This window comes from Klebsiella sp. RCJ4 (genome assembly GCF_009025755.1).
GTDB classification, from domain to species: Bacteria; Pseudomonadota; Gammaproteobacteria; order Enterobacterales; family Enterobacteriaceae; genus Klebsiella; species Klebsiella michiganensis.
In genome coordinates this window covers 1-13639 of record NZ_WCIN01000041.1, presented here as the reverse complement: position 1 = coordinate 13639, position 13639 = coordinate 1, and the positions used below count along the sequence as shown (strand labels likewise).

At 54.2% G+C, this 13639-nt stretch carries 12 protein-coding genes, 2 tRNA genes and 1 rRNA gene; 6 read left to right on the top strand and 9 right to left on the bottom strand.

Going from position 1 to position 13639, the window contains the following annotated elements:
- Positions 1-72: 72 nt before the first annotated feature.
- Together fadE and F8562_RS18965 are read left to right on the top strand one after the other, a co-directional pair.
- On the top strand, positions 73-2517 hold the full coding sequence (gene fadE / locus F8562_RS18970; protein ID WP_014837468.1) for an acyl-CoA dehydrogenase FadE: 2445 nt from the start codon (positions 73-75) through the stop codon (positions 2515-2517).
- 184 nt (positions 2518-2701) lie between these two features.
- Positions 2702-3472 carry an amidohydrolase gene (locus tag F8562_RS18965; RefSeq protein WP_014837467.1) on the top strand — a complete coding sequence of 257 codons (771 nt, stop codon included), beginning with the start codon at positions 2702-2704 and terminating at the stop codon, positions 3470-3472.
- A 254-nt stretch (positions 3473-3726) separates the two neighbouring features.
- On the opposite strand, the gene F8562_RS18960 is transcribed toward F8562_RS18965, so the two are convergent.
- Positions 3727-3803: transfer RNA gene (locus F8562_RS18960), tRNA-Asp, on the bottom strand.
- Between the two features lie 132 nt (positions 3804-3935).
- A complete protein-coding gene (dnaQ, locus tag F8562_RS18955) occupies positions 3936-4667 on the bottom strand; it encodes a DNA polymerase III subunit epsilon (protein ID WP_014228028.1) in 732 nt (243 codons plus the stop codon).
- Positions 4668-4732: 65 nt separating this feature from the next.
- On the opposite strand from dnaQ, the gene rnhA reads away from it, so the two are divergent.
- Positions 4733-5200 carry a ribonuclease HI gene (gene rnhA / locus F8562_RS18950; protein ID WP_004129160.1) on the top strand — a complete coding sequence of 156 codons (468 nt, stop codon included), beginning with the start codon at positions 4733-4735 and terminating at the stop codon, positions 5198-5200.
- Here rnhA and F8562_RS18945 read toward each other — a convergent pair.
- Positions 5197-5919, bottom strand: a complete 723-nt coding sequence (locus tag F8562_RS18945; protein ID WP_014228026.1) for a class I SAM-dependent methyltransferase — start codon at positions 5917-5919, stop codon at positions 5197-5199. The two genes, rnhA and F8562_RS18945, sit on opposite strands and share 4 nt — an antisense overlap.
- A gap of 32 nt (positions 5920-5951) precedes the next feature.
- Here F8562_RS18945 and gloB point away from each other — a divergent pair, with 32 nt between their 5' ends.
- Both gloB and mltD read left to right on the top strand, forming a co-directional pair.
- Positions 5952-6707, top strand: coding sequence for a hydroxyacylglutathione hydrolase (gene gloB / locus F8562_RS18940; RefSeq protein ID WP_014837463.1), 756 nt, complete (start codon positions 5952-5954; stop codon positions 6705-6707).
- 71 nt (positions 6708-6778) lie between these two features.
- Entirely contained in the window at positions 6779-8146 is a 1368-nt protein-coding gene (mltD, locus tag F8562_RS18935) for a murein transglycosylase D (RefSeq protein WP_014228024.1), read from the top strand.
- Positions 8147-8203: 57 nt separating this feature from the next.
- Here the strand turns inward: mltD and F8562_RS18930 are convergent, their stop codons facing one another.
- The 3 genes from F8562_RS18930 to F8562_RS18920 all read right to left on the bottom strand — a co-directional run bounded on the left by F8562_RS18930 (position 8204) and on the right by F8562_RS18920 (position 11153).
- Positions 8204-8974, bottom strand: a complete 771-nt coding sequence (locus F8562_RS18930; RefSeq protein ID WP_042933993.1) for a class I SAM-dependent methyltransferase — start codon at positions 8972-8974, stop codon at positions 8204-8206.
- Positions 8975-9059: 85 nt separating this feature from the next.
- The gene (locus tag F8562_RS18925) at positions 9060-9857 is read right to left on the bottom strand and encodes an endonuclease/exonuclease/phosphatase family protein (protein ID WP_025108464.1); all 798 of its coding nucleotides are present in this window, start codon (positions 9855-9857) and stop codon (positions 9060-9062) included.
- A 105-nt stretch (positions 9858-9962) separates the two neighbouring features.
- A complete protein-coding gene (locus tag F8562_RS18920) occupies positions 9963-11153 on the bottom strand; it encodes an MFS transporter (RefSeq protein WP_014228021.1) in 1191 nt (396 codons plus the stop codon).
- A 104-nt stretch (positions 11154-11257) separates the two neighbouring features.
- Here F8562_RS18920 and yafC point away from each other — a divergent pair, with 104 nt between their 5' ends.
- Complete coding sequence (yafC, locus tag F8562_RS18915) at positions 11258-12160, top strand: DNA-binding transcriptional regulator YafC (RefSeq protein WP_014837459.1); 903 nt, start codon at positions 11258-11260, stop codon at positions 12158-12160.
- A 30-nt stretch (positions 12161-12190) separates the two neighbouring features.
- On the opposite strand, the gene dkgB is transcribed toward yafC, so the two are convergent.
- The 3 genes from dkgB to rrf form a co-directional block, all read right to left on the bottom strand.
- Positions 12191-12994, bottom strand: coding sequence for a 2,5-didehydrogluconate reductase DkgB (gene dkgB, locus F8562_RS18910; RefSeq protein ID WP_014837458.1), 804 nt, complete (start codon positions 12992-12994; stop codon positions 12191-12193).
- Between the two features lie 163 nt (positions 12995-13157).
- Positions 13158-13234: transfer RNA gene (locus F8562_RS18905), tRNA-Asp, on the bottom strand.
- Positions 13235-13289: 55 nt separating this feature from the next.
- Positions 13290-13405, bottom strand: a 5S ribosomal RNA gene (gene rrf / locus F8562_RS18900).
- Between the last annotated feature and the right edge of the window lie 234 nt (positions 13406-13639).

Genomic DNA, 13639 nt, shown 5'->3' with positions numbered 1-13639 from the left:
AACAAATTACATCCACTACAACCATATCATCACAAGTGGTCAGACCTCCTACAAGACAGGGAGCATTTCTCTATGATGATTTTGAGTATTGTTGCAACCGTTGTTTTACTCGGTGCGCTCTTCTATCACCGAATCAATCTGCTGCTGAGCAGCGCGATTTTGCTTGTCTGGACCGCCGCGCTCGGCGCTGCGGGGCTGTGGAATATCTGGCTGCTGATTCCGCTGGCGATCGTTTTACTGCCGTTTAACCTTGCGCCGATGCGTAAATCCATGATTTCAGTCCCGGCGTTCCGCGCTTTCCGTAAGGTCATGCCGCCGATGTCGCGCACCGAGAAAGAAGCGATTGACGCTGGCACAACCTGGTGGGAAGGCGATCTGTTCCGCGGCAACCCGGACTGGCAGAAACTGCACAACTATCCGCAGCCGCGCCTCACCGCTGAAGAACAAGCCTTTATTGACGGCCCGGTCGAAGAAGCCTGCCGTATGGCGAACGACTTCGAAATTACCCACGAGATGGCCGATCTGCCGCCGGAGCTGTGGGCCTATCTGAAAGAGCATCGCTTCTTCGCGATGATCATTAAGAAAGAGTACGGCGGGCTGGAATTCTCCGCCTACGCGCAGGCTCGCGTCCTGCAAAAGCTGTCGGGCGTCTCCGGGATCCTGGCGATTACCGTCGGCGTGCCGAACTCATTAGGCCCGGGCGAGCTGCTGCAGCATTACGGTACCGAAGAACAGAAAAACCACTATTTGCCGCGCCTGGCTCGCGGCCAGGAGATCCCGTGCTTCGCGCTGACCAGCCCGGAAGCGGGTTCAGATGCCGGCGCCATTCCGGATACCGGCGTCGTCTGCATGGGCGAATGGCAGGGCCAGCAGGTGCTGGGTATGCGCCTGACCTGGAACAAACGCTATATCACCCTTGCGCCTATCGCCACCGTACTGGGGCTGGCGTTTAAACTCTCCGATCCAGACCGCCTGCTGGGTGGAGAAGAGGAGCTGGGCATCACCTGCGCGCTCATCCCCACCAGCACCCCCGGCGTTGAAATCGGGCGTCGCCATTTCCCGCTGAACGTTCCGTTCCAGAACGGCCCGACCCAGGGGAAAGATATTTTCGTTCCTATCGATTACATTATTGGCGGCCCGTCGATGGCCGGCCAGGGCTGGCGGATGCTGGTTGAGTGTTTATCCGTGGGACGCGGCATCACCCTGCCGTCAAACGCTACCGGCGGCCTGAAATCCGTCGCCATGGCTACCGGCGCCTACGCGCACATTCGCCGCCAGTTCAAAATCTCTATCGGTAAAATGGAAGGGATCGAAGAACCGCTGGCGCGTATCGCAGGCAACGCCTACGTAATGGATGCCGCCGCCTCGCTGATTACCTACGGCATTATGCTTGGCGAAAAACCAGCGGTACTGTCGGCAATTGTGAAGTATCACTGTACTCACCGTGGTCAGCGTTCCATTATTGACGCAATGGATATTACCGGCGGTAAGGGCATTATGCTCGGCACCGGAAACTTCCTGGCGCGGGCCTATCAGGGCGCGCCGATCGCCATCACCGTTGAAGGGGCGAATATCCTGACCCGCAGCATGATGATCTTCGGCCAGGGTGCGATTCGTTGCCATCCGTACGTGCTGGATGAAATGGCGGCCGCGCAGAATAACGACGTTAACGCTTTCGATAAGCTGCTGTTTAAACACATTGGGCACGTGGGCAGCAATAAGGTACGCAGTTTCTGGCTGGGCCTGACCCGCGGTCTCACCAGCAGCTCGCCGACCCGCGATGCCACTCGTCGCTACTATCAACATATGAACCGACTGAGCGCCAACCTGGCTCTGCTGTCCGATGTCTCAATGGCGGTACTGGGCGGTAGTCTGAAGCGTCGTGAAAGAATTTCTGCGCGTCTGGGCGATGTGCTGAGCCAGCTCTACCTGGCGTCGGCGGTCCTGAAACGCTATGACGATGAGGGGCGTAACGAAGCGGACTTACCGCTGGTTCACTGGGGGGTGCAGGATGCGCTGTATCAGGCCGAGCAGGCGATTGACGATCTGTTGGTGAACTTCCCGAATCGTCTGGTCGCTGGGGCACTTCGCGTGGCAATCTTCCCGACCGGACGTCATTACCTGGCGCCTTCAGACAAGCTGGATCATAAGGTAGCGAAAATCCTGCAGGTTCCGAGCGCGACGCGTTCGCGTATCGGCCGCGGTCAGTATCTGACGCCGAGCGAGCATAATCCGGTTGGCCTGCTGGAAGAAGCGCTGCTTGATGTTATGGCAGCAGACCCTATCCACCAGCGCCTGTGCAAAGAGCTGGGCAAGAATCTGTCGTTTACGCGTCTTGATGAACTGGCCCGCAACGCGCTGGCAAAAGGGTTAATCAATCAGGACGAGGCGGACATCCTGGTCCGTGCGGAAACCAGCCGACTGCGCAGCATTAACGTCGACGATTTCGCCCCGGATGAACTGGCGACCCGCCCGGTAAAGCTACCGGAGAAAGTGCGCAAGATCGAAGCGGCTTAAAAACGAAAAAATAAACCCATCACGATCGAGGCGGGGACTTCCCCGCCTCTCTTTTTTTCTGACAATTCAGCGGAAGGTATTTCCAGGGCTGTCATTCTTTTACAAAATATTCCCTGAGCCGTCCATCGGCTGATATGGTGTTAAAGTCATTATAATTCCTCTCATCATACTGGAGTTCACCACCGTGCCCGGACTGAAAATTACCCTTTTACAACAACCGCTGGTGTGGATGGACGGTCCCGCCAACCTGCGCCATTTCGATCGTCAACTGGAAGGGATTACCGGGCGTGACCTCATTGTTTTACCCGAAATGTTCACCACCGGTTTCGCGATGGAAGCAGCAAAACAGTCGCTGTCGCAAGAGGAAGTGGTAGCCTGGATGGAGGCTAAAGCCGACCAAACCAACGCGCTGATTGCCGGTAGCGCCGCGCTGCAAACGGACCGCGGTCCGGTTAACCGCTTCTTGCTGGTTGAGCCCGGCGGTAAAATCCATTTCTATGACAAACGCCACCTGTTTCGCATGGCGGATGAACATCATCATTACGCAGCGGGTAACGAGCGGGTCATTTTTGCCTGGCGCGGCTGGAGAATTCTGCCGCTGGTATGCTACGACCTGCGCTTCCCCGTATGGTCACGCAACCATAACGACTACGATTTAGCGCTGTATGTTGCCAACTGGCCCGCCCCGCGCTCAATGCACTGGCAGTCGCTGCTGGTCGCCAGAGCTATCGAAAATCAGGCTTATGTTGCCGGATGCAATCGCGTCGGCACCGATGGCAACGGGCACCATTACCGGGGCGATAGTCGGATAATCACGCCGCAGGGTGAGATTATCGCGACGGCCGAACCGCATCAGGCGACTCGCCTGGATGCTGAGCTTTCGCTGACGTCGCTAAAAGAGTATCGCGAGAAGTTTCCGGCCTGGCAGGACGCTGACCCCTTCACGCTCAGCTAAAGCCAGCCTGGCAGGGGAGCCCAGGCTCCCTTTTTATGCCTCAAACCAGCGCTATCCCGCCCGCTCGCCCCAGAGCCCTGCAGGTAAACGCCCGCAGCGCGGAACAAGGATATGAATGCTGTTAACGCCAGGCTCGCGGGCAAACGTTGTCAGCCCGGCGCGACGGATGGCTGGCGAAGACGGGGAAGAGAATGTGTTCTGCAGGCTAAAACGACGAAAGCCTGAATCATTGCTGATTCAGGCTTTCTGAATAGTGGCGGAACGGACGGGACTCGAACCCGCGACCCCCTGCGTGACAGGCAGGTATTCTAACCGACTGAACTACCGCTCCACTTACTGTTCCCTTGGGAACGAGGCGAATATTACGGATTCCCCTCTACTCCGTCAACGCTTTTTCTTCATTTTTGAATCGCTTGCTGCAAAAATCACCCAACAGACTATTTTTAGCGCGTTTATGGGTAAATCAGGCCCGCCACAGGCAGCTTCCGCCTTTCTTTTGCACCAGATCGAGCCGCGACTCGTGGTTCATCAGCTCTTCATCAGAGGCGTAAACCACCCGTAATTTGCTGGCGGCGCGCACAACGCGTTGAATGCCTATTTCTCCGGCCTGCTGCTGCCCTTCCCCTTCCATTGAGAAAGCCATCGTCGTCTGGCCACCGGTCATCATCAGATAAACGTCGGCCAGAATCTGGGCATCGAGCAACGCCCCGTGCAGCGTTCGCTTGCTGTTGTCTATTTCATAACGTGAACAGAGGGCATCAAGGCTGTTACGCTTGCCCGGGAACATTTTACGCGCCAGGGCCAGGCTATCGGTCACCTTACAAAAGGTATCCGTCTTCGGAATGCCGCGATTCAGCTTAGCAAATTCATAGTCCATAAAGCCGATATCGAACGATGCGTTATGGATGACCAGCTCCGCGCCGCGGATATAGTCGAGAAACTCATCGACCACATCACCAAACGCGGGCTTATCCATCAGGAATTCGTCCGCAATACCGTGGACGCCAAACGCTTCAGGATCCACCAGCCGGTCCGGCTTTAAATAGACGTGGAAGTTGTTTCCGGTCAGGCGGCGGTTGATCACCTCCACCGCACCGATTTCAATTATCTTGTGCCCTTCATAGTGCGCACCAATCTGATTCATACCGGTGGTTTCGGTATCGAGAACGATCTGTCGCGTAATTGCAGTGCTCATAGCGGTCATTTATGTCAGACTTACCGTTTTACGTATCGATTTCAATTACAGGAAGTCTACCAGAGATGCTCAAACAGGTAGAAATTTTCACCGATGGTTCTTGCCTGGGAAATCCAGGTCCTGGCGGCTACGGTGCGATTTTACGCTATCGCGGGAAGGAAAAAACTTTTAGCGAAGGCTTTAACCTTACAACGAACAACCGCATGGAGATGATGGCCGCCATCGTCGCCCTGGAAGCGCTGAAAGAACATTGTGAAGTGATCCTCAGTACCGACAGCCAGTATGTGCGTCAGGGGATTACGCAGTGGATCCACAACTGGAAAAAACGCGGCTGGAAAACGGCCGACAAGAAACCGGTAAAAAATGTCGATCTCTGGCAGCGCCTGGACGCCGCGCTGGGTCAACACAAGATAAAATGGGAATGGGTTAAAGGCCACGCCGGACATCCGGAAAACGAACGTTGCGACGAACTGGCGCGCGCGGCGGCATCTAACCCAACCCGGGACGACATCGGTTATCAGGCAGAAAGTTAATTCTCCCCCTTGCGCCACTGACGCGTGGCGCCTACCGCCTGCGGTATCCGTTTTTTTGCTTTGCCCGATTTCATCGGGTTTAGCGTCAATGGGATAGTGCGTTTACGGGCAACAATGAGCTGCAGACATCCCAACGCCGGTAGATGCGTGCTGAGCATTTTCCCCCCGTGGCGCGACCAGGGAAGGACCTGATAGCCCCCGTAGTGCATAACTTCAAAATTCAGCAACCCCAGCCAGTCCATCTGACGCGTTAAGGTGAACATGCGGCTGTTATAGGGGGGCTTATTGCGTAACACCGGCACCAGTTTACGTAACCCCATCAGGCTTACAGGATTAAAACTGGTTAAAATTATCCAGCCATCGTCAATCAGCACCCGGTCCGCTTCCCGCAGCAGTCGATGCGGATCGCTGCACCACGGTAAGGTATGCGCCAGCAGGCAGGCATCTACCGACTTTTCGGCAAAAGGCAAATGCAGCGGATCGGCCTTTACCTGCACAGGATTCCCCTGCAAAGAGACATTCACCTGATGGGAAATCGCGCAGGCTTCGGTATTGATTTCCGCGCTCAGATTGCCAATCTTAAGTAAATGAAAGCCATATAATTTAGCGAGCCACGGTTTCATCTGCCGTTCCAGCGATTCGCGGTAGTATTCGCCCCACGGCATGCTGGACCAGTGCTCTGGCGCTGTAACTGTATGAGGTATCCTTGCCGGCTTCATCGCAACCTTCCGCTACGCATTAGAGGTAATTTATGAATCTTATCAGTATTCCCGCATTTCAGGACAACTACATCTGGGTTCTTAGTGAAGATAGCGGGCGCTGCCTGATAGTCGATCCCGGAGAAGCCGCGCCCGTGCTCACCGCCATCGAACAAAACCGCTGGCAGCCGGAAGCCATCTTGTTGACGCATCACCACCGCGACCACGTTGGCGGCGTTAAACAACTGCGGGAAAAATTTCCGAACCTGGTGGTTTACGGACCGGCAGAAACCCAGGATAAGGGCGCAACCCACGTCGTGAAGGACGGAGATAGCCTCACTGTTTTGGGCCGCGAATTTTCTATTTTTGCCACGCCAGGTCACACTTTAGGACACATCTGTTTCTACAGCGCACCTTATCTATTTTGTGGCGATACAATGTTTTCCGGCGGCTGCGGCAGACTCTTCGAAGGGACCGCAGAGCAGATGTATCAATCATTTAAGAAGATTGGCGCCCTTCCTGACGAAACATTAATATGTTGCGCACATGAGTACACTTTAGCAAACATGAAGTTTGCAATAAGCATCCTTCCCCATGATAGGGAGATAAACGATTACTACCGCAAAGTTAATGAGTTACGTGCAAAAAACCAAAAAACACTCCCCGTAACTCTGAAAAATGAGCGTCTTATTAATTTATTTCTTCGAACGGATGATGATGATTTAATTAAAGAAATAGACAAAGAAACAAATTTGCAACACTCTATTCAGCGATTTGCCTGGTTAAGGTCAAAGAAAGACGACTTCTGATATTTAATTCTTGTCTTCAGACGACTTCACCGTTATCCTTGCTCGTCTTTTAAGCAACTATTGACACACACATGAAGGCACGAGCGATTTTACTCGCCTCTGTCCTGCTGGTGGGGTGCCAGGCGTCTAAGAACGATGGCACCGTACAACAGCACGCACAGAGCCTTTCTGCAGCGAGTCAAGGGGAAGCAAGCAAGTTCACAAGTCGAGCGCGCTGGTTAGATGATGGAACCTTCTACGCGCAAGACCAGGATCTGTGGACTTCAATAAGCGACGAGCTAAAGATGGGAATTCCGGAAAACGTCCGGATTCGCGAACAAAAACAGAAGTACTTAAGAAATAAGAGCTATCTCCACGATGTAACTTTACGGGCAGAGCCGTATATGTACTGGATAGCCGGGCAAGTTAAGAAACGTAACATGCCAATGGAACTGGTATTACTACCCATAGTGGAGAGCGCTTTTGACCCGCACGCAACGTCTGGCGCCAATGCCGCAGGCATTTGGCAGATCATTCCGAGCACCGGGCGCAATTATGGTTTGAAACAGACCCGCAGTTACGATGCGCGTCGTGACATCGTTGCCTCAACCACGGCAGCGTTAAACATGATGCAACGTCTGAACAAAATGTTCGACGGCGACTGGTTGTTAACCGTCGCTGCCTATAACAGCGGTGAAGGTCGGGTAATGAAGGCTATCAAAGCGAACAAATCACGGGGTAAACCCACCGATTTCTGGTCGCTGTCATTACCACAGGAAACCAAAATATACGTACCAAAAATGCTGGCCCTGAGCGATATTCTCAAGAACAGCAAGCGGTATGGCGTAAGGCTGCCGACAGCAGACGAAAGCCGTGCCCTGGCGCGTGTACGTCTCGACAGTCCGGTTGAGATTTCCCAGCTAGCGGATATGGCAGGAATGCCCGTCAGCAAGCTGAAAACGTTCAATGCAGGCGTTAAGGGGTCGACTCTGGGCGCGAACGGGCCGAATTACGTACTGGTACCGCAGAAGCATGCGGCGCAGCTGCGTGAGTCTTTGGCCTCCGGTGATATTGCCGCCGTGCAGCCGACGCTGCTGGCTGACAACAAGCCGTTGACCAGCCGCAGCTACCAGGTGCGCTCCGGTGACACCATCTCCGGCATTGCATCGCGTCTCGGCGTATCAACGAAAGATCTGCAGCAATGGAACGGTATTCGCGGTTCTAACCTGAAGGTCGGTCAGAATCTGGTGATTGGCGCAGGCAGCAGCGCTGAACGTCTGGCAAACAATAGCGATAGCATTACCTATCGCGTGCGTAAGGGCGACTCTTTGTCGAGCATTGCGAAACGCCATGGCGTGAACATTCGCGATGTGATGCGCTGGAACAGCGATACCGGCAACCTGAAACCCGGCGATCAGCTGACGCTGTTTGTGAAAAATAGCGACAGACCAGAATCCTGATGATTCAGCAGGCATTAAAAAAGGCACCCATGCGGTGCCTTTTGTTTTATCTCTGCGTCAGATGGCCTTATGGGCCTCAAACATAATCGTATCGCTGGTGAAAGAACCATCCTGCTGCAATGCAAAATAGGCTTTGACCTCCGCCGATGCGCTCTCCTGGTATAAACGAATCGCTTCCGTCAGCGCCGCTGGCGTCCGCATCCGCGCGACCCAGGAGCTGAACTCCAGAGGCAGGCGATCGGTCAGCAGATGATTTATCACCAAACCGGCCTCACTCGCCATTGTCAGCCATTCGCCGCTGGAGTAGTTGCGAACATGGGAGGTATCGCGCAGCGCCTCAACCGTCTGCAGCCAGACGTCGCGAACAGGATGGCCGGGCGACATCACATCCATAATAATCATCACTCCGCCCGGTTTCAGCACCCGCTTCACTTCGCGCAATGCCTGGCCGACATCATGCCAGTGATGCGCAGAATAACGGCTGATCGCGACATCAAAGCTGGCATCAGCGAAAGGCAAAGATTCAGCATAGCCCTGCTGCGTGGCAATGTTAGCAAAACCTTTATCCCTTGCGGCCTGAGCCACCACCTCCAGCATCTGGCTGGATAAATCATATGCCGTTACCTGGGCAACCTGCCCTGCCGCCGCAAAGCTGGCGTGTCCGGCACCGCATCCCATATCGAGCACGTGGGCCTGAGGGAAGTCCGCCAGCCGTTCGGCCAGGCGCTGCAGATCGCGCCCTGAAGCGTGTACGGCACTGCTCAGGTAGGCGCTAGCCTGTGAGCCAAACTGTTTTTCGACGTTGTCATGATGAGAGCGTGTTGTCATTGCATTGTCCTTCGGTTTTTTGAGTAATAAAGGCAGCACCATGCATACGCAGGCCTGCCCCCATGGCAGGCCTGACATACCTTAATTAATCAGGCTTGCCGGGACTGAATTCAACTAGTAGCGGGTTGTGGTCGGACGCGCGGGTCACCAGCACGGAAGCATCGTGCACGCTTAACCCCCGGTAGAACACAAAATCAAGCGGGCGGCCAAAAGTACGGCGGCGCTGATCGTCAGAGAAGCGGACTTCGCGCAGCGACATTTCACGCGCAAAGCGATACAAAGCGTTCATTCGCGGACGACTCCAGGCGTTAAAGTCACCCGCCATTATCACCGGCCCGCTGTGATGGGCAATCTGGTCGCCAATCGGCAGCAGCTGCTTGCTGTAGACATCCACGCCAAGACTAAAGTTGACCGCGTGGATATTTACCACCATCAGCAGCCGGGTATCCGGTAACGGGTAAACGGTGACCAACGCTGACTTTGCCAGCCGCAGGATAGGCTCGCGCTCGCGCAGTGGGCAGCAGTAAATGGGGTGGGCGGAAGCTAACGTCATCACGCCGGAAGGATGCTGCGGAAGCACCAGTGCCGGAACCTGGTCAGCGGCCAGATAATTGGAGGTGGCGAATTTCACTAACTCAGGCGTGGTTTGCGCTTCCTGTAATAACACCAGGTGCGCATCTTTACCGAAATTATTAAGCACGGATTTCCACTCGGCGCGCTGCTGTTTGAAGATGTTCCACACCAGCACGCGGATTTTCTCATCCGAACTTAACGGTACCCCGGCCGGAAAAGCCGGAGTCATGCCAGCAAACGACCCCGGAGGTAAGATTCTCTCCGCGGGTTGTCCGGCGACGTAGCGCATGGCATAGGTATTCTTTCGCAATTTAGGCATCAAACCTCGATAACAGGAAACCAGCCCGAGACTGCAGCTGGTCCTTCTGTTATAGGGATTTTTGTATACACTTTCAATGCAATTTGCCAGAAACCTTTATCCTTCTACGGAAAGAACCGTAGCACAGCGCTGAGGCTTATCGAGCCGGCCGCTAAGAACCACCAGCAACAGCGCGACCAGAACTATCAGCGCGCCAATCCAGGGCGTCTGATCCAGACCATAATGTTCTACCGTCTGCCCGCCAATCACCGATCCTAAGGCAATCCCGATGTTAAAGGCGGCAATATTCAGGCCTGAGGCAACGTCAACCGCGCCTGGAGTATACTGCTCCGCTTTCTGCACAACGTATACCTGCAGACCCGGAACGTTACCGAATGCGAAGATGCCCATCACCAGTACCGTCGCCAGCGCCGCATACTGAATGCTGGCCGTAAACTGAAAGATCAGCAGTAAAGCAACCAGGGCGGCAAAAATCAGCTTCAGCGCGGGCACGGCGCCATGCTTATCCGCCAGCTTTCCGCCCCATACGTTACCCACCGCTACAGAAACACCGTAGCCCAGGAGGATCCAGCTAACGGCCGCCGGGCTAAATCCGGCAAGATCCTGCATCATCGGCGCCAGGAAGGTAAAAGCGGTGAATACGCCGCCGTATCCCAAAGCCGTAATGGCATAGATTATCAGTAAACGAGGATGAGTCAGAACCTGGAGCTGAGCGCGCAAACCGGCGCTGACACGACCGGGAATGTTATTCGGCACCAGGATAAGGCTGCTCATTAACGCGATTACGCCAAGGATCGACACGGCAAGGAACGTCTCGCGCCAGCCAAAGTGTTGGCCGATAAAGGTGCCCAATGGTACGCCGGTCACCAGCGCAACGGTCAGACCGCCAAACATAATCGCAATCGCCGAAGCCGCTTTCTCTTTCGGGACCAGGCTGGTCGCAATTGTCGATCCGATCGAAAAGAATACCCCGTGCGCCAGTCCCGTCAGCAGGCGTGCCAGAACCAGAGTTTCATAACCCGGCGCCTGCCAGGCCAGCAGGTTACCGGCGGTAAACAGCGCCATTAACGCCAGCAGCAGTTGCTTACGCGGCATACGCCCGGTCAGCGCGGTGAGCACCGGGGCGCCAATCGCCACGCCGAGCGCGTAGATAGAAACCAACAGCCCCGCTGAGGGTAGCGAAATAGCGAGTTGTTCTGCAATGGTGGGCACCAGGCCCACAATGACAAATTCGGTCGTGCCAATAGCAAAGGCACCGATAGTTAAGGCAAGTAGCGCCAGCGGCATAATGTACTCCGTATCAACATGATTAAGATGACACGTAGTATGAAGAGATGCTTTAATAACAAAAATAGCCAAAGTATCAATATAATTTTGCCACAGGTGCAATAATGAGAGCTACCTCAGAAGAAATCGCTATTTTTGTCGCCGTGGTCGAGAGCGGCAGCTTTAGCCGCGCAGCGGAACAGCTAGGTCAGGCCAATTCCGCCGTCAGCCGGGCGGTGAAAAAGCTGGAATCAAAGCTCGGCGTGAGCCTGCTTAACCGTACGACCCGTCAGCTAAGCCTGACCGAAGAAGGGGAACGTTATTTCCGTCGCATGCAGGTTGTGCTTCAGGAGATGGCCGCTGCCGAAAATGAACTTCTGGAGAGTCGTACGACGCCAAGAGGACTATTACGGGTTGATGCCGCGACGCCGGTGATACTGCATTTTCTGATGCCGTTGATAAAACCCTTCCGCGAGCGTTATCCAGAGATGAGCCTTACGCTGGTCTCGTCCGAAACCTTTATCAATCTGATTGAGCGGAAAGTTGACGTCGCGATCCGCGCCGGCACGCTGACCGATTCCAGCCTGCGCGCCAGGCCATTGTTTAATAGCTACCGCAAAATAATCGCTTCACCGGACTATCTTGCTCGCCATGGCACGCCGCAAAGCATCGCTGAGCTAAAAAATCATCAATGCCTCGGTTTTAGCGAACCTGTTTCATTGAATACCTGGCCAGTCTCCTGCTGCGATGGCCAGCTGCTGGAAATCGAAAGCGAGATATCTTCCAATAGCGGAGAAACGCTCAAGCAGCTGTGCCTGGCCGGTAACGGAATCGCCTGTCTGTCGGACTATATGGTGGATAAGGAAATTGCTGAAGGGGCGTTTGTCGAACTGCTGGCTGATAAACGGCTGCCGGTTGAAATGCCGTTTAGCGCGGTTTACTACAGCGACAGAGCCGTAAGCACGCGGATCAGAGCCTTTATCGACTTTCTTAGCGAACATGTAAAACAGCTCCCGAAGGAGCTGTAAGAGGGTTGTAGAGTACAGAGGGGGATTAGATTAGTCCCATTCAGGCGCCAGACCGTCCGGGCTAACCAGACGATCGTTGCAGTCCAGGGCGGCGATCGCCTGGCGATCGTCTTCATCAAGCTGTAGATCCTGAGCTTTAAGGTTGCTTGCCAGGTTTTCGCGCCGCGTCGAAGACGGAATTACCGCATAACCTTCGCCCATTGCCCAGGCCAGGATAACCTGTGCCGGCGTGGCATTATGTTTCGTCGCAATACGTGCAATCACTTCATCTTTCAGCGCCTTACCGTAGGCCAGCGTCATGTAAGAGGTGATATGAATACCGTGTTCACGCGCCCAATCAACCACTTTACGATTCTGCAGGTACGGAGAGAGTTCAACCTGGTTGGTCGCGATATTCTCTGCGCCAACGGCGGCAATTGCCCGCTCCATCAGCGGAATGGTGAAGTTAGAAATACCAATCTGACGGGTCAACCCCTGCTTTTTCGCTTCCAGCAGCGCGGCCATAAACTCTTCGACGGCAACGGCATCGTTTGGCGACGGCCAGTGGATTAACGTCAGGTCGACATAGTCAGTTCGCAGCTTCAGCAGGCTCTCTTTCAGGCTGGCGATCAGCTTGTCTTTGCTGAGATTTTCAATCCAGATCTTGGTGGTGATGAACAGTTCATCGCGCGCAACGCCGCTTTCAGCAATAGCCTGACCCACAGCAGCTTCATTATCATAGATTTGCGCGGTATCAATGGTGCGATAGCCCAGCTCAAGCGCCGTTTTTACAGATGCAATAACCACGTCATCTTTCAGACGGAAGGTCCCAAGGCCAAATGCAGGGATTGTCATGATTTTCCTCTTTATTCATTCATATCGGTTAACGAGGGTAATTATGACCAACGAGAGGATTGAGAAAAAGAGCGCTAAACGCAGAGGATTTTTGCTAAAAAAGCAATAATAAAGCGACAGGCAAAGAAAAAGCCCTGATCAAATGCTCAGGGCTTTTAATAAGTGGCGGAACGGACGGGACTCGAACCCGCGACCCCCTGCGTGACAGGCAGGTATTCTAACCGACTGAACTACCGCTCCACCGAATACTTCTGTAACCACCGGATTTATGCACCGGCTTACTACTTAATTTGATGCCTGGCAGTTCCCTACTCTCACATGGGGAGACCCCACACTACCATCGGCGCTACGGCGTTTCACTTCTGAGTTCGGCATGGGGTCAGGTGGGACCACCGCGCTAGTGCCGCCAGGCAAATTCTTTGTGCTCAGTACGCAATTCTTTATCGCATCAGCTGCGTTGCCCGCGCTCGTAAAGTCAGTCACATACCTCAGTATGCTCCTTCCTTTCCTTCGCTTGTCGCCTTGCTGCTGCGCAAATTATTGCGTACTCAACTCTGAATCTAAGCTGAAAATCTCTCAATCCGCCAAAACATCTTCGGCGTTGTAAGGTTAAGCCTCACGGTTCATTAGTACCGGTTAGCTCAA